We start from the raw sequence: 21,224 nt of genomic DNA on the forward strand, positions 1-21,224 counted from the left end.
GGTCAGTTCTCGTGCTCGAAGGGACAAAAACAAGCAAGAGCGGCGAAATATGCGAAAAACCATGATGCGGATAACACTGCGCCAGCTTCAGCTGTTTCGAGCGGTGTGCGAAAGCCGTTCGTACAGCCGAGCGGCCGAGGAGATGGCCCTGACGCAGCCAGCGGTGAGTTTGCAGATCCGCCAACTTGAAGACCTGATTGGCCAGCCGCTATTCGAATACCTGGGTAAAAAGCTCCATCTCACCCCGGCGGCCGAAGCGCTGCAGCGCGCCAGCACCGACATTTTCGGTCGCCTGGACAGTCTGGACATGCAGCTCTCCGATCTGCAGGGCTCGCTACACGGGCAGTTGAACCTCGCCGTGGAGTCGAGCGCCAAGTACATCACCCCGCACCTATTCGCGGCCTTCAAGCGGCAGCACCCGGAGGTCAATCTGGAGCTGGTGGTGGTCAACCATGCGCAGGCGGTCAAGCGGTTGTCGATCAGCCGCGACGACCTGCTGATCATTTCCCAGGTCCCGACGGACATGGATCTGGAATTCCTGCCGTTCCTGAACAACCCGATCGTCGCCGTCGCGCCGGCGGATCATCCCTTAAGCCAGGCAGCTACGCTAACCTTGCAAGACCTGACCGCCTACCCGCTGCTAGTACGCGAGCCGGGATCAGGCACGCGCAAGGCCGGCGAGGACTATCTGCGCCAGAAGCGCGCGCACTTTGCCCAGACGATTCAAGTCGCCTCGCTGGATGCGCTGCGGGAAAGCGTAGTGGCTGGACTCGGCGTGGCGCTGATGCCGCGCCACGCCGTGCACCTTGAACTGACGCACGGCCTGCTGCGCGAACTGCCGGTTCAGGAACTGCCGCTGTACCGCAGCTGGTGCGTGGTGCACCCGAGGGCAAAGCGGCTCAGCCCGGTCGCCCAGGCGTTCTTCGCCTTCATCCGTGAAGAACGTGCGCAGATCAGCGCATTGGCGACGCGTTTTGCCGGCGTTCCGCCCCAGCCTCCAGCAACGGGCTGACCATCAGCAGATCGGGGAACTCCATCAGCTGCGCATGTAGTTGGCGCTGCTCATCGTAGCTTTCAATGGCGCGACGGAAATACATGCGGCGCTCGTCCTGCAGCTTGCGGCGGGCACGGGCATCAAGGTTGACGTAGGTTTCACGGTGCTGAGACATGGGGTTCTCCCGAGAAAGGTACTGGGAGGTTCAGCATCGGAGCTATGGGTGACGCTATGAGGTCAGGTCGATGACGTTTCGAAGACGGTCAATCTTCGTGCGGCTTCACCGACTTGGGTGACAGGCGCAAGCTGCGCAGGCTGCGCTTTACGCTCTTGAGATGGTTGACCAGGCTCGGCCCGCGCGCCATGGCGACGCCCATCGCCAGCACGTCGATCACCACCAGATGGGCGATGCGCGAGGTCAGCGGGGTATAGATTTCGGTATCTTCCTGAACGTCGATGGCCAGGTTGATGGTCGCCAGCTCCGCCAGCGGCGTCTGGCTCGGGCAGAGCGTGATCAGCGTGGCGCCGGATTCACGGACCACGTTCGCGGTGATCAGCAAATCCTTGGAACGTCCCGATTGCGAGATGCAGATCGCCACATCCGTGGGCTTGAGCGTGACCGCCGACATCGCCTGCATGTGTGGATCGGAATAGGCCGCCGCGCTGAGCAGCAGGCGGAAGAACTTGTGCTGGGCATCGGTTGCCACCGCGCCGGACGCCCCGAAACCGTAAAACTCCACCCGCTCAGCCTTGGCCATGGCAGTAACGGCACGCTCCAGCGCGTCGGAGTCGAGGCGCTCGCGCACGTCCATCAGAGTATGCAAAGTAGTGTCGAATATCTTCAGCGCAAAATCGGTGACCGAATCGTTCTCGCTGATGGCGAACTGGCCGAAGCTCGCACCAGCAGCGAGGCTTTGCGCCAGCTTGAGCTTGAGATCCTGAAAACCAAGGCAACCGATGGCGCGACAGAAGCGTACGATGGTTGGCTCGCTGACGCCCACTGCATGGGCCAGGTCCGCCATGGAGCTGTGCATCACCGCAGCCGGATCGAGCAGTACATGGTCGGCCACCTTGAGCTCCGACTTGCGCAGCGAACTTCTCGATTGGGCGATGTGTTGCAGCAGGTTCACGTTCCGGACTCGCTATGATCAATACCGGACAAGGAAGGTCAAACGCAGCGATGCGTTGCAGCTACCTTGCCGGCTGGCTGTAGTGGGCTTGTAGTTATACTACAAGGCCTGCAGCATCGCCCACCTATTGAGTTCACCTTCTAGCTAGGAGTGACGCTGTGTCCATTTCCTGCGACATGCTGGTATTTGGCGGTACCGGCGATCTGGCGCTACACAAACTCATCCCTGCCCTTTACCACCTGCACCGTGAGCGGCGACTGCACGATGACGTGCGCATCCTTGCCATTGCTCGCCAGGAGATCGACCGCAACGCCTTCCTGACCCTAGCCGAGCGCCATTGCCGCGCGGGAATCGCGCGCACCGATTTCGAGGTCGACATCTGGCAAGCGTTCAGTCGCCGCCTCGATTACTTCGCCATGGATGCTTCCCAGCGTGGCGAATTCGTCGGTCTCGCACATCACCTCGGCCAATCCGAGGGGCGCGTGCGGGTGCATTACCTGGCGACCGCGCCGAGGCTGTTCGCGCCCATCGCGTCCAATCTCGAAAGCGCCGGACTGGCCGGCGAGGACGCGCGCATCGTGCTGGAGAAGCCCATCGGCCACTCCCTGGATTCGGCGCTCGAGATCAACGAAGCGATCGGCGCGGTCTTCCCCGAGTCGCGGATCTACCGGATCGACCATTATCTGGGCAAGGAGACGGTGCAGAACCTCATGGCATTGCGCTTCGCCAACGCGCTGTTCGAGCCTATCTGGCGCAGCGGTCATATCGACCATGTGCAGATCACCGTGGCCGAAACCCTCGGCGTCGAGAATCGCGGCAGCTATTACGACCACGCCGGCGCCATGCGCGACATGCTGCAGAACCATCTGCTGCAACTACTCTGCCTGGTGGCGATGGAGGCGCCGGTGCGTTTCGACGCCAAATCGATACGCGGCGAGAAGGTCAAGATCCTGGAAGCTCTCAAGCCCATCACCGGCAACGACGTGCAGGACAAGACCGTGCGCGGCCAGTACAGCGCCGGGCGCATCGGCGGCCACGATGTGCAGGCCTACTATTTCGAACAGGATGTCGATAACGACAGCGATACCGAAACCTTCGTCGCGGTAAAGGCCGAGATCAACAACTGGCGCTGGGCCGGCGTGCCCTTCTACCTGCGCACCGGCAAGCGCATGGCGAGGAAGCGCTCGGAAATCATCGTCACCTTCAAGCAGGTGCCACACATGCTGTTCACCAAAGGCGAGGTCAACCGGCTGGTGATCAGCCTGCAACCGGAAGAAAGCATCAGCCTGCAACTGATGGCCAAGGCGCCGGGGAAGGGCATGCAGCTGGAGCCGGTCGAACTGGATCTGAATCTGGCCCACGCATTCAGCAGCACGCGCCGCTGGGAGGCGTACGAGCGACTGCTGCTGGATGTGATCGAAGGCGATTCGACGCTGTTCATGCGCCGCGATGAGGTGGAAGCGGCGTGGAACTGGGTCGATCCTATCTTGCGTGGCTGGCAGAGCCATTACCGCAAACCGAGGCCTTATTCGGCCGGCACCGATGGCCCGGAGCAGGCCCGTCAGCTGATCGAGCATCAGGACCGGCAATGGTGGCGCTGAGCCGCCGAACGGCGCGATTCTCGACACACCGATCTTCATTCCAGCCGTTTGTACAGAGCCGCTCGCGCAAGTAATAGCAACTAACGCATCGAGCGCCCGAGAACTAAGTATTAATTCCGTAACGATCGCGGCTCAATCGGGCGGCCACAAAAATTTCATCGAATGCGATGAAGTCGCCATCTCCTTGGAAACGGATCGCCGATATCCAGCAACGGTATCGGCAGCTCGACGCCTTAGTTCTGCCACCTTATTCACCCTAGTTGCCAGCGCAAGTTTGGTTAATTCAACAGCCGTGAAAAACGGCCGCGATCCGTTGCTCAATTCGCACAACCGAAATCCGCTGTAAGCCGCGGCCCATGAGGGTTTCGCCGGAGCCTTCGACGACGGCGCATGGTCTCTGAATACAGTCTGAATTTAGACCTCTGAATCGGCCTATTTCTTCGCGGCTGACCACGCCAACATCCAGCAGAATATTCAACTTGGATCACAGCGAATTCCAAGCCGCGACCGGCTAATTGAACTTTCGCGATAAAACACGAACTTCGGAGATATCAGCGGCGAATCAACGCCCATGATCGGCGACTTGGGTTGAGATTAATTTTTCGATGTGTTTATTCTAGAAAAGGATTTCAATCAGCAACCCCAAAGGTCTTGTTTTGAGTGTTCCTACCGTAACGCTCCGTCGCCCCACCGACGGCGACGGTTATCCCCTCCATGAGCTGGTAGCGCGCTGCCAACCTCTGGACACCAATTCGGTGTATTGCAACCTGCTGCAATGTTCCGATTTCGCCGATACCTCCATTGCCGCCGCCGATGCGGATGGCCAATTGGTAGGTTTCATTTCCGGTTACTGCCCGCCTTCTCGTCCCGACACCTTGTTCGTCTGGCAGGTCGCGGTAGACGCCTCGATGCGCGGCCAGGGTCTGGCTCTGCGCATGCTGATGGCCCTGGTCGCACGGGCCGCCAGAGAACAGGGCGTGCGCTATCTGGAAACCACTATCTCGCCGGACAACGGGGCATCACAGGCGCTGTTCAAGAAGGCTTTCGCCAAGCTCGAAGTCGACTACAGCACTCGCACCTTGTTCGCTCGCGCCGAACATTTCGCCGGCAAGCACGAAGATGAAGTGCTCTACCGCGCCGGTCCGTTCGCCGCACCCCATTCAGAAGAAGAATTAGAGGAAAACGCATGAAAACTTTCGAACTGCACGAATCCGGCGTTCGCAGCTACTGCCGATCCTTTCCCGTGGTCTTCAAACAGGCGCGCGGCGCCGAGCTGATCACCCGCGACGGCAAGTCCTACATCGACTTTCTCGCTGGCGCCGGCACGCTCAACTACGGCCACAACCATCCGGTGCTCAAGCAGGCGCTGCTTGACTACATCAGCGACGACGGCATCACCCATGGCCTGGATATGTACTCCGATGCCAAGGAGCGTTTCCTCGAAACCTTTAGTCGCCTGATTCTCAAGCCGCGCAACATGGACTACGTCATGCAGTTCACCGGCCCCACCGGTACCAACGCGGTCGAAGCCGCATTGAAGCTGGCGCGTAAGGTGACCGGTCGCAACAACGTCATCAGCTTCACCAACGGCTTCCACGGCTGCAGCATCGGCGCCCTGGCGGCGACCGGCAACAAGCATCATCGCGGCGCCGCAGGCGTGCCGCTGACTGATGTCAGCCGCATGCCTTACGCCAACTACTTCGGCGACAAGGTCAACACCATCGCGATGATGGACAAGCTGCTCGCCGACCCATCTAGCGGCATCGACAAGCCGGCTGCGGTGATTGTAGAAGTGGTCCAGGGCGAAGGCGGCCTGAACGCCGCGTCCGCCGAGTGGGTGCGCAAGCTGGAAAAGCTCTGCCGCAAGCACGAGATGCTGCTGATCATCGATGACATCCAGGCCGGTTGCGGTCGTACCGGCAGCTTCTTCAGCTTTGAAGAGATGGGCATCAAGCCGGACATGATTACCCTCTCCAAGTCGCTGTCGGGCTTCGGCCTGCCGTTCGCTATGGTGCTGCTGCGCAAGGAACTGGACCAGTGGAACCCCGGCGAGCACAACGGCACCTTCCGCGGCAACAACCACGCCTTCGTCACCGCTGCCGCCGCGCTAGAACATTTCTGGCAGAACGACGAATTCGCTAAAAGTGTTCAGGCCAAGGGCAAACGCATCGCCGACGGCATGCACAAGATCGTCCGCCGCTATGGCCCCGATTCCCTGTTCGTCAAAGGTCGCGGGATGATGATCGGCATCAGCTGCCCGGATGGCGACACCGCCGCCGCGGTCTGCCGCCATGCCTTCGAGAACGGTCTGGTGATCGAGACCAGCGGCGCCCACAGCGAAGTGGTCAAGTGTCTTTGCCCGCTGGTCATCAGCGAAGAGCAGATCGACAAGGCCATGAGCATCCTGGACAAGGCGTTTGCCGCCGTGATGTCCGACCAGGACACCAATCAAGCTGCTTCTTGAGGATTCTAAAAAATGATCGTACGTACCCTCGCCGAATGCGAGCAGTCCAACCGCAAAATCGTCACCGAAACCTGGGACAGCACCCGCATGCTGCTCAAGGACGACAAGATGGGCTTCTCCTTCCACATCACAACTATTTTTGCCAACACCGAAACGCACATCCACTACCAGAACCATCTGGAGTCGGTGTACTGCATCAGCGGCAACGGCGAGATCGAGACCATCGCCGACGGCAAGATCTACAAGATCGAGGCCGGCACGCTTTACATCCTCGACAAGCACGACGAGCACCTGCTGCGCGGCGGCAGCGAGGACATGAAGATGGCCTGCGTCTTCAACCCACCGCTTAACGGCAAGGAAGTTCATGACGAAAGCGGTGTCTATCCGTTGGAGGCCGAAACCGTCGTCTAACGTGAACCGTAGTACGGGTGCACCCGCCAGAACGGCGTTTCCCGCCGGCACTGATTGGCGACTGCACCCGCCCTACGACTGCGCCGCATTGTCCACCGCAATTTACCGCGACCATAACAAGTAATCGCGGAACGAAGGAGGAAGACATGAGCACCCCGCAAGCTGACCTGTATCCCTCGCGCCAGGAGGATCAGCCCAGCTGGCAAGAACGGCTGGACCCGGTCGTCTACCGCAGCGACTTGGCCAACGCTCCCATCGCACCGGAGCTGATCGAACGCTTCGCGCGTGACGGTTATCTGGTCATCCCCAATCTCTTCAGCGCCGAAGAAGTCGCGTTTTTCCGCGACGAACTCGACCGCATGCGCCAGGATCCGGCCGTCGCCGACTCCGGCAAGACCATCAAGGAACCCGACAGCGGCGCGATCCGCTCGGTGTTCGCCATCCATAAAGACAACGCGCTGTTCGCCCGCGTCGCGGCGGACGAGCGCATCGCCGCCATCGCCCGCTTCATCCTCGGCGGCGACATCTATGTGCATCAGTCGCGGATGAATTTCAAACCGGGCTTCACCGGCAAGGAGTTCTACTGGCACTCGGACTTCGAAACCTGGCACGTCGAGGACGGCCTGCCGCGCATGCGCACGCTCAGCTGCTCAATCCTGCTGACCGATAACGAACCGCATAACGGCCCGCTGATGCTGGTCCCCGGTTCGCACAAGCACTTCGTTCGCTGCGTGGGCGCGACGCCGGAAAACCACTACGAGAAATCCCTGCGCAAGCAAGAGTTCGGCGTACCGGATCACGACAGCCTCACCCGGCTGGCCGAGCGTCATGGCATCGACACCGCCACCGGCCCGGCGGGCAGTGTGCTGTTCTTCGACTGCAACACCATGCACGGTTCCAACAGCAACATCACGCCCAGTGCGCGCAGCAATCTGTTCTATGTCTACAACCATGTGGATAATGCCGCCCAGGCGCCGTTCTGCGGGCTCGCACCACGCCCCGGCTTCGTTGCCGAGCGTGAGGATTTCACGCCGCTGCAGATCCAGCCTCAACACTATCTCTGACCTTTGACGCACCACTGCCATCTACGTGGCGGTGGTTTCTGCTGGCCTGCCGAAGGCGGCCCAGGGATGACAATTCACCCCCAAGACGGGACGTTGAAACGATGCACACCGTAGAAAAGATCGGCGGCACTTCCATGAGCCGCTTCGACGAATTGCTCGACAACATTTTCATCGGCCAGCGCGAAGGCACCCAGCTGTATCAGCGGGTCTTCGTCGTTTCGGCCTACAGCGGCATGACCAACCTGCTGTTGGAACACAAGAAAACTGGCGAGCCTGGCGTCTACCAGCGCTTCGCCGACGCACAGAACGAGGGCGCCTGGCTCGACGCGCTACAGAGTGTGCGCCAGCGCATGCTGGACAAGAACGCTGAGCTGTTCCCCGGCGACTTCGAGCGCCACGCCGCCGACCAGTTCATTAACTCGCGCATCGACGATGCCCGCGAATGTATGAGCAGCCTGCAGCGCCTGTGCGCCTACGGTCACTTCCAACTCGGCGAACATCTGATGAAAGTGCGCGAAATGCTCGCCTCGCTGGGCGAAGCGCACAGCGCCTTCAACGCCGTGCTGGCACTCAAGCACCGCGGCATCAACGGGCGCATGGTCGACCTGACCGGCTGGCACTGCGACTCGCCGCTGCCCTTCGAGGAGATGGTGCGCGGGAGCTTCGAAGGCGTCGACCTGAACCGCGAACTGGTGATCGCCACCGGCTACACCCATTGCAGCGAAGGCCTGATGAACACCTTCGATCGGGGTTACAGCGAGATCACCTTTGCCCAGATCGCCGCCGCCACCGGCGCGCGCGAGGCGATCATCCACAAGGAATTTCACCTGTCTTCCGCCGACCCGAACCTGGTAGGCGCCGACAAGGTAGTGACCATCGGCCGCACCAACTATGACGTGGCCGACCAGCTGTCGAACCTCGGCATGGAAGCGATCCACCCGCGCGCCGCCAAGACCCTGCGCCGCGCTGGCATCGAGCTGCGCATCAAGAATGCCTTCGAGCCGCAGCATGCCGGCACGCTGATCAGCCAGGACTACAAGAGCGAGCGGCCCTGTGTGGAAATCATCGCCGGGCGCAAGGACGTCTTCGGCATCGAGGTGTTCGATCAGGACATGCTCGGTGACGTGGCCTACGACATCGAGATCACCAAGCTGCTCAAGCAGCTCAAGCTCTACGTGGTCAACAAGGACTCGGACGCCAACAGCATCACCTACTACGCCTCTGGCTCGCGCAAGCTGATCAATCGCGCGGCCAACCTGATCGAGGAGCGCTACCCGGCGGCGGAAGTCACCGTACACAACGTAGCAATCGTCTCAGCGATCGGCTCGGACCTTAAGGTCAAAGGCATCCTGGCGAAGACCGTCGCGGCGTTGGCCGGCGCCGGCATCAGCATCCAGGCGATCCACCAGTCGATTCGCCAGGTGGAGATGCAGTGCGTGGTCAACGAGGAAGACTACGACGCCGCCATCGCCGCGCTGCACCGCGCGCTGATCGAGCCGGAAAACCATGGCGACGTAATCGCCGCGGCGTAAGCCCCTCCGCTACACCGAACCGCCGGGCCCGGCTTGCGCTAGGTCCGGCGGTTTGCCGTCTGCCATTTACTGACCGCGTCGGGTACTCGATATCGCCGATACCAGGCAGCGAAAAACACCAGCGCCAGCAGTAGCTCTGCGAAATCGCCGCCGTAATACATCAACTGAGCGGCTGCTTCGATTTCTGTCAGGCCGTGGCCGGCGTCCCTTGGGAAACCGTAGGCATACATCAGCTTGCCGAGCACGGCATGGGCGGCGGTGGCGACGAACAGCACCGCCAGCCGTACCCGCATGCCTGGTCGATGCGGCGCCGGGTCTGGTCCTGCGATCGACCAGCTGAATAGGTAGCCGGCCAGGACGAAATGCAGATGCAACCACAGGTGCAACAGCGGCTCGCTGAAGCTCAACCGGTAAAGCGGCGTGAGATAAAGCACGTAGAGCGCGCCGATATCCAGCAGCAGCGCCGTCACGGGATGGGTCAGGCAGCGCATCGGCATGGTCCCGGCAAACGCCATGATGTGCCGCGCGGCTCCGGGCGGCACGCTGCGCAGCAGCAAGGTTCCCGGCGCGCCGAGCATTAGCGCGATGGGCGCGAACATGCCCAGCAACAGATGCTGCGACATGTGCCCGCGCAGATCGGCATGCCCCCATTCGAGCATAGGCGGTGAAAGCGCAACGACCAGCAAGACACAGCCAAACGTAAAGCTGACCAACCGCCAGCAGCTCCAGACCTTGCGGCGTCTGCGCTGGCGATACATTGCGAGCACGTAGGCGAACCACAGGTTCAGCGTCAGCATCACCAGTACGAAGGCACCCACCAATGTCAATAAATGTGCGTCGTGGGTCACCGGCTAGGCGCCCGCCTGGGCATCGGTCGGCCAGCATAGGCGCGGCGCCAGATCACCCCGCCAATCACCAGTAAAAAGATGCCAAAGCCGTTCCAGGCCAGATCGTAAGGCAAGAGGTTCTCGACATACCGCACCTGATGCAAACGCAGCAGCTTGTGATCGACGATGCCATCGAACAGTTGGAAGCCGCCCGCACCAAAGAACAATCCAGCCCAGGCATGGCCGCGCGAGACCGCTCGATCGCGGCTGAGCTTGACGAACAGATAAAAGCCGGCCGCCAGCATCAGCAATTCGGCGGCATGCAACAGGCCATCAGACAGCAGCGAGATGGCAGGCGTCGAACGATCGAAGAAGTGGTGCCAGGCGAGAATCTGATGAAAGACGATCTCATCGACCGCTGCCATCAGGCCGATCCCGAGAAAGATCGTTGCGATTAGGCTGCCCCTGGCATCGACGGGCTTGGAACTCACGATGGCCTCCGGATATGGGCGGTTTGGCTCGCATCGGAACGTATGGCAGTCGACCCAAGCCTGTTTATGAGTGACTGGGGTTCGGCGGCTGAGTTCGCCACGTTCTTGATCTGGCTCAGTGAAAGCACTGGGCAAACCCTTAGAATCCGCACGTTTTATCGGTAAGAGTCACCCCATCATGGCCCGCTCGCACCCTGAATTGCTGTCGCCCGCTGGCACCCTGAAATCCATGCGCTACGCCTTCGCCTACGGCGCCGACGCGGTGTATGCCGGGCAGCCGCGCTACAGCCTGCGGGTGCGCAACAACGAGTTCGACCACACTAATCTCAAGCTCGGCATCGACGAGGCGCACGCGCTGGGCAAGCAGTTCTACGTGGTGGTCAACATCGCGCCGCACAACGCCAAGCTGAAGACATTCATCAAGGACCTGTCGCCCGTGGTGGCGATGGGGCCGGACGCGCTGATCATGTCCGACCCCGGCCTGATCATGCTGGTTCGCCAGAATTTTCCGGAGATGACCATCCACCTGTCGGTGCAGGCCAACGCGGTGAACTGGGCGACGGTGAAGTTTTGGCACCAACAGGGCGTGAGCCGGGTGATCCTTTCGCGCGAACTGTCGCTGGAGGAGATCGGCGAGATTCGCCAACAAGTGCCGGAGATGGAGCTGGAGGTATTCGTCCACGGCGCGCTGTGCATGGCCTATTCCGGCCGCTGCCTGCTCTCGGGCTACATCAACAAGCGCGACCCCAACCAGGGCAGCTGCACCAACGCCTGCCGCTGGGAATATAAAACCCACGAAGCTAAGGAAAACGAACTCGGCGAAGTGGTTCATCGGTACGAACCGATCGCCGTGCAGCGCGCCGAGCCGACTCTCGGCGTGGGCAAGCCCACCGATGAGCTGTTCCTGCTGGAGGATTCAAGTCGGCCCGGCGAGTTCATGGAAGTCAGCGAGGACGAGCACGGCACCTACATCATGAACTCCAAGGACCTGCGTGCCGTGCAGCACGTCGAGCGTTTGGTGGGTATGGGCGTGCATTCGCTGAAGATCGAAGGCCGCACCAAATCCCACTACTACGTGGCGCGCACCGCCCAGGTCTACCGCAAGGCCATCGACGACGCGGTGGCCGGCAAGCCGTTCGACAAGTCGCTGATGGACACCCTCGAATCCCTCGCTCACCGTGGCTACACCGAAGGCTTCCTACGCCGTCACGTGCATGACGAGTATCAGAACTACGAACGCGGCTTCTCGCTCTCCGAACGCCAGCAGTTCGTCGGTGAACTAACCGGCGGGCGTCGTAACGGCATGGCCGAAGTGAAAGTGAAGAACCGCTTCGCCGTCGGCGACAAGCTGGAACTGATGACGCCGCAGGGCAATCTCAACCTGCGCCTGGAGAAGCTGGAAAACAAGCGAGGCGAACCTATCGAGGTCGCGCCGGGCGATGGGCACACCGTCTACCTGCCTGTGCCGGAAAGCGTAGATCTGCGGTACGCGTTGCTGATGCGCGAACTGGAGGGTAGGACGACAAGGAGCTACTGACTGCGCGGGACTGAACGCCGAAGTTTTCGCAGCCGGACTATCGAACCAAGCCGCGTATTCCCAAGGCAAGCGGTTCGGTCGCGCACTGCGTCAGCAATGCACCGAACCACTTACGATGGATTCCCGACGACCCCATAACCCGGGTCAGGGAGATTGCGCTTAGGCATAGCTGGGTAAGGTTTTGCCACGGACCCCAGCCAGCTTCTCCGCCGCTTGGTTTTCTTTCAGGGCTCGCCATTGCGCAACCAGCTCGGCCACGTCCGCCCGCTCCGCATGCTCGCCAAATACGCTGCGCGGCGTCACGACACGCTCGGCTTGGGCCAGCAGACGCTGCTGTGCACGTGAAAGCGCCTGTTCCTGCTCTTTACGAAGCCGGTCGCCTTTCTGGAGTGCATCTGCATAGATGGCCCGTAGCTCCAGATCGCTCTTGCCATAGAAACGCATGTCCCTGCTGCGCCGGACTTCCCAACGGAATTCGTTGAAGGAACGTGGCTGCCAGCTCTCGAGAAGTTGTTGAACGCTCCTCACCTGAGCGTAGATATCGCGTATTTCGCTGTCGGTGAACAATGCTCCGTCACGTTTTTCGACGCTGTCATGCCAGCGCAGCAGCGTCGTCAACGCCGCACGCGCGTAGCCGCTATCGCTGGAATGGTGGGATCCCGCCAGCGGAATGCGTTTCGGCATATCCCCGTCCAGGGTGATTTCACCCACGTAGCGCGCGCAGGTTTGCTCGTCGATCAATGCACAGCCCGGCTGCCAGAGAATGGCCGCCTCGCTTCCGCCGCCCAGCTTGCGTGGCATGAAGTGCCTCTGCTCACCATGATGCTCATAGGGATCGCCGTGCAGATTGACCAGTCCTGCCAGCAACAACACGATGCCCACCACCGGAGAGCTGAAAAGCAGCGCAGTACCAGGCAACGCCAGTTTCCATTCGGCATCCATCCAAGGTAGCGGCAAGGCGGGAATGGGATCATCGTGATTGACGATGCGATGGTGCGTCAGAGCCTGAGCGGCCTGAACGAATGCACGATCAGCGGCGCGGGGTGCGCCGTAGGTGTACAGCTGGACGTCGTCGGACCACTTTCGGCGAATCCATTCCGCCAGCAGCAGGGCAATTGCACCGCCGAGGCTATGGCCGCAAACGATCAGGGTCTGCTCGCCCGTGTAGAAAGCTTCTAAATAGCGTTCCACAAAGGGTTTGGCTGCTAGAAAGGCTTCGTAAAAGCCCCGGTGAGCCTGGCCTTCGCCTTCTTTGCAAGGCACCTGGCGTGCGTCCAGGTCACGAGTGGTATCGGCGAGCATCTCCTGAGTGCCGCGCACCGAGATCAGTATGATTTTGTCGTTGTGGGTTACGAACGCTTGGGTACTGGACTCTTTGTCATAAAGGAAATGCACGTCCTCCGGATTCTTCCAGCCTTCCTCCGCTTCCTTCGCATAGCGCTCGGGGTCATATGGAGCAATTTCAAGGCGCTTGGAATAGGGCACTTCCTCGCAGAGCAAATGGTAGGACCCGGCCGTGTTGAACTGTGTAGGTTTGACCAAGCGACCTAGTTGATTCTGCAGTACATGACCGATGCTGCCGAGCGATGTGTAGGGCGGCGGCGATGATTCATAACGGTCGGATGATGTTGGCTCCTTGCTGAAGGGCGCATAAGCAAAGGTGCTCATCACAGCCAGGTGATAGGCGTTCAGCGCGCAGAGTTCTTTACCTCTTGATAGCAACGGGCTGTAGGCGCGCAGCGCTTTAACTTCGAGCACGTAATGAGTGCTCTCTACCATTAAGACAATCCCCGGCTGTCCTTCCGGTAAACCTGCATTTCGTTTAGGGATGTTCGGAGGCTTCGGTTTCCATGTCTCGTCGGGGTCAGGTAGATGACCTGTGGCTTCTGCAAAATTGCTAACTTCTACTCGAAAAAAATTCGCGTCCTCTTGTGATGCGCGAGCTTCCGCTAGATAGGTTCTGCCATCGGCCCGACGCGGCCCAGAAGTCGATTGCTCCGCCGCGATTTGTAAATTCGTAAGTGGAATCTTAAAGGAATTTCTGATCGAGAGTTCTTCATACCAAGTGTCGGCGTATTTGGAGGCTTGTGTCGAGAGGTCGAGAATTATAGGGCCACAGCAAAGATGGCCGGCTTTCGCAAATCCTTCGCCATCTAAAATTCCGTCAATTTGACCTTGGCTGCCATGCAATTTATACGACAGACCAGCATAAGGACTTCCGTCTCCATGCTCATCTACTAGACGAAAACTAATCCAATGGCTCCGTAATGGGCACTCGAGCATATCTACGGCTGTTTTTTTCATCCTTGATCATTCCGTACAGTTTGGGTAGACGCTGCACTCTTTTCCGTTCATTTTGAACTTCTTAAAAACTGGAGGATCTTGGCACTGCTGCCAACCTTGCTTTGGCAAGCAAGGCTTCCACCCTCTAGAAGTCTTGATCCAAGTATTATCCCGATAAGGCTGTTCTTCGAGGTTTGCTTGGAACTGCAATCTAACCGTTCTACCCGGTAGCCCTCCACTGACTAGGTACGCTCCAGCACCTTTGCAGCTGAGCAGCTTACTAATTAGACCCTGTCGGGATTTAGCCTTACTCAATTGAAACCACCAAGAGCATACCGCCGTCTTGGCAAGAACTCCGTCCGCTCCAAAACCCGGAGCTCCCTCAGGAAGCTTATCGACAATTACTAGCCCACCATTGTCATAGGTTCGCTGCCAGTCTTTTTCACCGTAACGGCCATATATAAACAACTTGACCTTACCCAGTTGCATCTCGCAAAGCCCGGAACGGTAATTGACTGGGATTTTAAAACGGTACTGTTGGGAAGATTCCCCATAATCCTGCTCGAATGTTTTGACTTGGCTACGGCCACTACACTCACTGGCGACGTCATATTCCGCTTGTGCCTTGAGAGAGAAATCGGGCGGCAACTCGCCTTCAAAGGTAAAGGTCTCTCCACCGAGTGAGCCGAGTGCGCTACAGGCACTTAGGGAAGTCACCAGTAGACAAGGCAAAAGCAGAGTTGAGATGCGTGACGTCTTAGGGAAATAGGTCATGACTGTTGTTCCCGTGCAATAGAAGCTGCGTTTAACTCTTGGCTGAGCCTGACGAAATGCGCGTCTGGAGACTCCCCTTCCTCAGGTTTCCAGGCGGGACGTTCCGCGAATTCAGGATCGAGTTGATAACGCAGCAGGAACTGTATGTGTTCCAAAGGTTTCCACCGCCAGCGCTCGGCTTTATCGAGTTGCTCATCCAACCAATCGCTCAGTACTCGCGTTTCGGCTAGCCGAGCGGTGGCCGCAGAATGGTTCTGCCAAAGCCAAAGCGTTAAGTTATGGCGCTGGACGTCCCGTACCACGGCATCCGGCTCGGGCAAGGTCAGCCAGGCTGCTTCGAATGGAGCGGGGTAATGTCCCGGTCGTGCATTATCGAAGCACTGCCAGCGCTCACCATCCCAGCAAAGAGCGCTGTTCAGGGGACCAAGCAGCAACGGCTGCTGTGCCGGTGCAAGTTCGGCAAGATGACGAGCGATAACCCGGTTGTCGTGAAAACGGTAGAGCGAGCGCTGCCCTTTCTCCTCGACGTGCATGCGCTCCCGCCAGTGATGAGTAATGGCTGATAGATCGATACGGTCAACGCTGGCCAGCCAGCCCCAATTACGCTCAGGCGTATCGAGCAATGGCTGGATATGTGCCGCCTCGAAGACACTCAAGACGACCAGCCATGGGCCGATATCCGCCAAGTCGGCGAATTCGGTTCCCTGGTAGAGATTGACGTAATCCCGCATCAGGTCGCGGGTAAATAGCTCTTGAATGGGGTTGGGTTCGGCCAGGCTGTCGATGACGAGCAGCAGGTGCCGTTGTTGCGCCTGCTGTTCATCGAGCCACTGTCGCACTTGATCGTTCATGGCGCCGCACCAATGTCGCAGACGCCCTCTCTGCAGGCTTCGCAGATCGGGCAACGGCTCGCGCCGATCTGTCTCGCTTTACGAGCCATCTGTAGTTGAGTGTTGGCCAGGGCCAGTTTTGGCTTGGCACCGGCTTGGTCCTTATCTGCCTCGTTAGGTAGCGTCGGCGCCAGAATCTTCAGCCCCGAGCCCTTATTCGCAACCCCACCCGAGTTCATTTTGATGGTCGCGCCGTTCAGCGTGACACCACTGGGATCGAGCTTTAGAAAGCTGCCGCCGCCAGTGGCGGTGAGTTCCATGCCGGCGTCGATGACGACTTTACTGCCAGCGTAATAGTGGATCTCGTTACCGGCTTCGACAAACTGCCCGCTGCCGATCTTGACGTGCTGGGTGTTGCCCACGGTCAAGTGGTCGCTGGCTCTGGCTTCGGTCTTGCGGTCGCCGTGAGTGGTGCGGTGTTCTTCGGCCTTGAATTCGCTGTAGCTGTTGGCCTCGACGGTGTCGTGGCGTTCGTGGCCGATGCGGATCTTCTGGTCGTGCTGGATGTTCTGGTCCCAGTCGCGCTGGGCGTGAATGTAGATCTGTTCGGCACCCTTTCGATCTTCGATGCGCAGCTCGTTATAGCCATCGCCACCCGGCGAGCTGAGGGTCTTGAAGACGGTGCGTGTCTTGTTGGCTGGCAGTTCGTAGGGCACGACGTGCTCGGCGTGGTACAGGCAGCCGGTAATCAACGGCTGGTCGGGATCGCCTTCGAGGAAGGTCACCAATACTTCCATGCCGACGCGCGGGATGGCGATGCCGCCGTAGCGATCGCCGGCCCAGCTGCTGGAGACGCGCAGCCAGCAACTTGCCTTGTCGTTGACCTGGCCCTGGCGGTCCCAATGGAACTGTACTTTCACTCGGCCGTATTCGTCGCAGTGGATTTCTTCGTCGGCAGGGCCGGTGACGACGGCGGTTTGGCTGCCTAAGGCTTTGGGTTTGAGGTGGTCGAGCTGGGGGCGGTAGAAGATGTCCCAAGGAGTGGCGGCGAAATGGTTGCGGTAGCCTTGTTGGAAGTCGTTTCCCCCCTCACCCCTAAGCCGGGCGCCCCAGCCCTCTCCCGCGAGGGGAGAGGGCGCTAGATAGTGCGGGCTCGATGAATGAGTGATTGACTCTTCCAACACCTGTGGTTGCTTACCCTGATGGAACACTTCGGTGAGCAGCCAGAGGTCGTTCCATGAGTGGCGTGGGTGGTCGCTGAGGGCGAGAAACTGGCCGCACGCCAGGTAAGCGTCGCTGAGGCCTTCGGCCAGTTCGTAGTCTGCGCGCAGGCGCTCCAGGTCGCGTTTGGCCAGATGCTTGCCACGCACGCGGGTGGTGAAGCGGCCAGGGTAGTCGTAGACCTCCAGCGCTGGCGCGAACTCGCTGCCGTAGCCGGCTTCCATCTGCAGCCTGGGTTGTTCGAAGTCGTAGTCGCGGAAGGTAGCATGGCTGCTACGGGTTTCCAGGCGCACGCCAAAGCGCTTGACGACTGCCCGGTCGGCGACCAGGCCGGAATCCTGCTGGTAGGCCACTGGCGCCAGCTTCGGAAACACCGTTTGATCATCTCCAAATACCACGACATGGCCGGCTTCGCGGTGCTGGAAATGGAAGCTGATGCCTTCCTCCTCGCACAGCCTCTGGATGAAATGCAGGTCGGATTCGTCGTACTGCACGCAGTAGGCGCGCTCGGGATAAGCGTGTCCAAGCTGGAAGCGGTAGGCATCGGCCTGGATGCCGTGGGCTTCAAGCACTTGGGCGATGACCTGCGGCGCGCTGAGATGCTGGAAAATGCGCTGATCATGGCTGTGAGCCAAATAGGCCAATTGCGGACGAAGGTTCAGGATATAGCGGGTCAGACGCTTGCCGGAGTCACCCTGGCCGATGCTGTGGATCAAGCCGTGTACGCCCCTGCCAGCGGGGCCGAATGCGAGATAGGCAGGGCGGTTGATTAGAGTCTCGAGATCGAGATCGGGACGCTCGCTGACCACTTCGATATCGAAGTGGTAGGGCCGGTTGAGCTTTTCATGGCCTTCGAAACCTAGTACCTGTAGGTCGGTTTCGACGCCGGAAATGGCGAGGGTAATATGCGCTTGATTGGCATCCAGCATGCCTTAGCCTCCATCCTTGAGTCAGGCGAAGGCCGGAGGTTGACCGACGAGAAGGCCCGTTTCAATGATGGCAGGGCCGCAGCATGACTCGAATCACGTTTCGGGCGGCCCCGGCAGAGCGAGTCACGCTCGAAACAGAATTCGCATCGTGGTGCGGGTCAGACGGCACCCCGCTTCAGCCTGCCCTACCCCAACAACTCGGCGAATCGCTCGGCCGGCACCGGGCGGCTGATCAGGTAGCCCTGGATTTCGTCGCAGCCCTGCTCCTTGAGGAAATCCATCTGCGCCTGGGTTTCCACGCCCTCGGCGACCACTTTCAACTCCAAACTGTGGACCATCGCGATGATGGCCCGGACGATGGCTGAGTCCTCGCTGACCTGATCCAGCTCCGAGATGAACGAGCGGTCGATCTTGACGTAGTTCACCGGGAAACGCTTCAGGTAGCTGAGCGACGAATAGCCGGTACCGAAATCATCAATGGCGAGTTTCACGCCGAGTGCACGTAGCTGATGGCTGATGCTGACGGCATTGTCGATGTCGTCGAGCAGCTGGCTCTCGGTCAGCTCTAGTTCCAGCAACTCGGCCGGCAGACCTGTTTCCACCAGTACCTGCCGCACCAGGCTGACAAAATTGCCCAGGCGCAGTTGTTTTACTGAGAGGTTCACCGAAACCCGGATCGTCGCGAGCCCATCCAGCTGCCATTGGCGGGCCTGCCGGCAAGCCTCGCGCAGGACGAACTCGCCTACCTGGACGATCAGACCGGTCTCTTCGGCCAGCGGAATGAAATAGCCCGCCGCCATCAGCCCCTGCTGCGGATGATGCCAGCGCACCAGCGCTTCAGCCGCGTCGAGGCGATCCTCCGCCACGTTCAAGCGCGGCTGATAGAAGACCTCAAGCTGCCCCTCTTCGAGTGCCTGGCGCAACTGGTTTTCAAGCCTCAGATTTTCCAGGCTGGTGCTTTGCAAGCGTTCGGTGAAGAACTGCACGGTGTTACCACCCAGGTGCTTGGCATGTTGCATCGCCATGTTCGCCTGCAACAGCAGGGAGGTGGCATCGCGCGCATTGTCGGGCATCAGGCTGACGCCGATGGATGCGCTGATCACCAGTTCCTGATCACCAATCAACACGGGCTTGCTGATGCGCGACAGCAGCCGGCTGCCGCTATGCGCAAGATTCGACAGGCTGCCGTAGCCTTCGAGCACAACCACGAACTCATCTCCCGACAGCCGCGCGATAGTGTCCGCATCGGAAAAGGTGTGCGACAGACGCCGGGACATTTCGCGCAGCAGCTGGTCGGCCGCTTCGTGCCCCAGGCTCTGGTTGAGGATCTTGAAGCGGTCGAGGTCGATATAAAGCACCGCCAGACCGCGGCTATTGGTGTGCGTCCGCTCGCAGGCATCGTGCAGCCGGGTCTTGAGCAGGCTGCGATTGGCCAGCCCGGTCAGCTCGTCGAAGTGAGTGAGATAGCGCAGACGCTCTTCCACCTGCCGCCGAACACTGAGGTCGAATACGAACGCCACGACATTGCTTAGCTTGCCTTCATTGTCGCGAACGGCATGCAACTGTGCCCATTGAGGATAAACTTCACCGTTCTTGCGGGTTTCGATCAGCTCACCCTGCCAGCTTCCCTCCCGCTCCAGGCATTCTCGAATCGCCGCATACTGCTGCCGGCTATCTTCGGAACTTGCCAGCCGTGCGACGCTACGCCCGATGAGCTCCTCACGCGCGTAACCGGACAAGGCACAACAGGCATCGTTGACTGCCAGCAGGCGGAAGTCGGCATCCATGATCGCCATGCCTTCGCCGGCTGCGTCGAACACGGTGGCCGCCAGGCGCTGCTGCTCGGTCTGCCGATGAGCCTCGCTGATATCCCGACGTGTTCCGATCATCCGCTGCGCACGACCGTTGGCATTACGCTTGATGACCCGCCCGCAATCCTCCATCCACAGCCAGTTGCCGTCCGCCTTCACCGCGCGATAGCGGGCCGTGTACAGCTCGGTTTCGCCTTTGAGGTGGGCGATGACGGCCTTGCGCACCTGCGACAGGTCGTCAGGATGGACCTTGGGCCTTAACGGGTCGGCCAGCAGTAACCGCGCGCTCTGGCCGATACCGAACACCACCTCCATGCGCGAATGGTGAACCTCGTCATGCTCGAGATCCCAATCCCACAACCCCAGGCCGCTGGCTTCGAGCGCCAGGTTCAAACGCGCCTCGCTTTCGCTCAGCTCCGCCGTGCGCTCGGCCACGCGCTGTTCGAGCCCGTCGAGAGTGTCACGCAGCAGGCCTTCGGCGTGCCGCCGCTGTTCGATCTCGCCTGCCAGCTCGTTGTTCAGCTGGGTGGCCTCACTGTGCATGAGCTGCAGGCGCGCGATCAGCTGCTGGTTGTGATAGCGCTGGCGCAAGCTCACAGTCAGCAGGCGGTTGGTCTGCCAGGCGATGATGCAGAGCGTCAGCAGCACCACGACCGTCAGCACGCCCCAACCACGCTGTTGCGGCTGCTCACCGCTCAACAGCACGAAGGCGGAGGGCACCAGGCTGGGTATGGTGAAGATGAAGAACGCTCGAAGCGATACGCCGCTGGTCACGGCGCCGGTAACGATCACCGATCCGACCGCGCCGTAGAGCAGGGTCTGCTGGATGAAACTATCGTCAGGCACCAGCGCCACGATCGCATAGCACAGCGTGAACGCTGTCATACCGCTGCCCAGCAAAAATGCCCGGCGCCAATACAGCCGTTGCTGATCTTGCGCAGCGGCCCTGTCGAATGCGCTCGCCTGCTGCAGCCGCCACAGTGCCAGCAACAGGGTGCAGCCCGACCACAACGTCAATTCTAGTAGCGGGGCCTTGTCCCAAAGCAGACCGAGGAACACCGCAACGGCAACCAACAACAGCACGAGCGATATCCTGGAGCTCTGATAAAGCAACCGTGTACGCTCGGTTCGCTGCTCGACATCAGCGCAGGCGAGAACTGCCTGGTCGTCCTGAGTCAGTAACGCCGATTGGGTTGCCTGTGCGGAATCGATCATCGAGCACTCTTGTTATAGGTGTCTGAAAGGCATTGTTCGCCGCAGCTGATGGTCCGGATGATGGCATGTTGCCGGCCAAAGACAACAGTGCGTTCCGACCAACGAACGAG

At 60.0% G+C, this 21,224-nt stretch carries 17 protein-coding genes; 8 read left to right on the forward strand and 9 right to left on the reverse strand.

What is annotated here, in order from left to right; all coding sequences use genetic code 11:
- The first annotated feature begins 49 nt into the window (after nucleotides 1-49).
- Nucleotides 50-1,012, forward strand: coding sequence for a LysR family transcriptional regulator (locus NA645_RS15890; protein WP_272892103.1), 963 nt, complete (start codon nucleotides 50-52; stop codon nucleotides 1,010-1,012).
- Here NA645_RS15890 and NA645_RS15895 read toward each other — a convergent pair.
- On the reverse strand, nucleotides 954-1,169 hold the full coding sequence (locus NA645_RS15895; protein WP_131649399.1) for a PA3496 family putative envelope integrity protein: 216 nt from the start codon (nucleotides 1,167-1,169) through the stop codon (nucleotides 954-956). The genes NA645_RS15890 and NA645_RS15895 overlap by 59 nt on opposite strands.
- An 88-nt stretch (nucleotides 1,170-1,257) precedes the next feature.
- A complete protein-coding gene (hexR, locus tag NA645_RS15900) occupies nucleotides 1,258-2,124 on the reverse strand; it encodes a transcriptional regulator HexR (protein ID WP_256049732.1) in 867 nt (288 codons plus the stop codon).
- A 158-nt stretch (nucleotides 2,125-2,282) separates the two neighbouring features.
- On the opposite strand from hexR, the gene zwf reads away from it, so the two are divergent.
- The 6 genes from zwf to NA645_RS15930 all read left to right on the forward strand — a co-directional run bounded on the left by zwf (nucleotide 2,283) and on the right by NA645_RS15930 (nucleotide 9,196).
- Entirely contained in the window at nucleotides 2,283-3,725 is a 1,443-nt protein-coding gene (gene zwf / locus NA645_RS15905; RefSeq protein ID WP_256049733.1) for a glucose-6-phosphate dehydrogenase, read from the forward strand.
- A gap of 656 nt (nucleotides 3,726-4,381) precedes the next feature.
- A complete protein-coding gene (ectA, locus tag NA645_RS15910; RefSeq protein ID WP_256049734.1) occupies nucleotides 4,382-4,915 on the forward strand; it encodes a diaminobutyrate acetyltransferase in 534 nt (177 codons plus the stop codon).
- Entirely contained in the window at nucleotides 4,912-6,189 is a 1,278-nt protein-coding gene (gene ectB, locus NA645_RS15915) for a diaminobutyrate--2-oxoglutarate transaminase (RefSeq protein ID WP_256049735.1), read from the forward strand. The genes ectA and ectB overlap by 4 nt, the downstream gene beginning before the upstream one ends.
- A 12-nt stretch (nucleotides 6,190-6,201) precedes the next feature.
- On the forward strand, nucleotides 6,202-6,600 hold the full coding sequence (locus tag NA645_RS15920; protein WP_256049736.1) for an ectoine synthase: 399 nt from the start codon (nucleotides 6,202-6,204) through the stop codon (nucleotides 6,598-6,600).
- Between the two features lie 146 nt (nucleotides 6,601-6,746).
- Entirely contained in the window at nucleotides 6,747-7,664 is a 918-nt protein-coding gene (thpD, locus tag NA645_RS15925) for an ectoine hydroxylase (protein WP_256049737.1), read from the forward strand.
- A gap of 101 nt (nucleotides 7,665-7,765) precedes the next feature.
- The gene (locus NA645_RS15930; protein WP_256049738.1) at nucleotides 7,766-9,196 is read left to right on the forward strand and encodes an aspartate kinase; all 1,431 of its coding nucleotides are present in this window, start codon (nucleotides 7,766-7,768) and stop codon (nucleotides 9,194-9,196) included.
- A 38-nt stretch (nucleotides 9,197-9,234) separates the two neighbouring features.
- Here NA645_RS15930 and NA645_RS15935 read toward each other — a convergent pair whose 3' ends face one another.
- Together NA645_RS15935 and NA645_RS15940 are read right to left on the reverse strand one after the other, a co-directional pair.
- Nucleotides 9,235-10,044 (reverse strand): cytochrome c oxidase assembly protein, encoded by an 810-nt coding sequence (locus NA645_RS15935; protein ID WP_256049739.1) that lies wholly within the window; start codon nucleotides 10,042-10,044, stop codon nucleotides 9,235-9,237.
- Entirely contained in the window at nucleotides 10,041-10,514 is a 474-nt protein-coding gene (locus NA645_RS15940) for a DUF2243 domain-containing protein (protein WP_256049740.1), read from the reverse strand. The genes NA645_RS15935 and NA645_RS15940 overlap by 4 nt, the downstream gene beginning before the upstream one ends.
- Before the next feature lie 178 nt (nucleotides 10,515-10,692).
- Between NA645_RS15940 and yegQ the strand changes: the two genes are divergently transcribed.
- Nucleotides 10,693-12,051 carry a tRNA 5-hydroxyuridine modification protein YegQ gene (gene yegQ, locus NA645_RS15945; RefSeq protein ID WP_256049741.1) on the forward strand — a complete coding sequence of 453 codons (1,359 nt, stop codon included), beginning with the start codon at nucleotides 10,693-10,695 and terminating at the stop codon, nucleotides 12,049-12,051.
- A gap of 159 nt (nucleotides 12,052-12,210) precedes the next feature.
- Here the strand turns inward: yegQ and NA645_RS15950 are convergent, their stop codons facing one another.
- The 5 genes from NA645_RS15950 to NA645_RS15970 all read right to left on the reverse strand — a co-directional run bounded on the left by NA645_RS15950 (nucleotide 12,211) and on the right by NA645_RS15970 (nucleotide 21,114).
- Nucleotides 12,211-14,355, reverse strand: a complete 2,145-nt coding sequence (locus tag NA645_RS15950; protein ID WP_256049742.1) for a lipase family protein — start codon at nucleotides 14,353-14,355, stop codon at nucleotides 12,211-12,213.
- A gap of 6 nt (nucleotides 14,356-14,361) precedes the next feature.
- Nucleotides 14,362-15,108 (reverse strand): hypothetical protein, encoded by a 747-nt coding sequence (locus tag NA645_RS15955; protein ID WP_256049743.1) that lies wholly within the window; start codon nucleotides 15,106-15,108, stop codon nucleotides 14,362-14,364.
- Nucleotides 15,105-15,959 carry a DUF4123 domain-containing protein gene (locus NA645_RS15960; RefSeq protein ID WP_256049744.1) on the reverse strand — a complete coding sequence of 285 codons (855 nt, stop codon included), beginning with the start codon at nucleotides 15,957-15,959 and terminating at the stop codon, nucleotides 15,105-15,107. The genes NA645_RS15955 and NA645_RS15960 overlap by 4 nt, the downstream gene beginning before the upstream one ends.
- The gene (locus NA645_RS15965; RefSeq protein WP_256049745.1) at nucleotides 15,956-18,088 is read right to left on the reverse strand and encodes a type VI secretion system tip protein VgrG; all 2,133 of its coding nucleotides are present in this window, start codon (nucleotides 18,086-18,088) and stop codon (nucleotides 15,956-15,958) included. The genes NA645_RS15960 and NA645_RS15965 overlap by 4 nt, the downstream gene beginning before the upstream one ends.
- A gap of 185 nt (nucleotides 18,089-18,273) precedes the next feature.
- Nucleotides 18,274-21,114, reverse strand: coding sequence for a putative bifunctional diguanylate cyclase/phosphodiesterase (locus tag NA645_RS15970; RefSeq protein WP_256049746.1), 2,841 nt, complete (start codon nucleotides 21,112-21,114; stop codon nucleotides 18,274-18,276).
- Between the last annotated feature and the right edge of the window lie 110 nt (nucleotides 21,115-21,224).

The organism is Stutzerimonas stutzeri, from assembly GCF_024448955.1.
GTDB lineage: Bacteria > Pseudomonadota > Gammaproteobacteria > Pseudomonadales > Pseudomonadaceae > Stutzerimonas > Stutzerimonas stutzeri_AQ.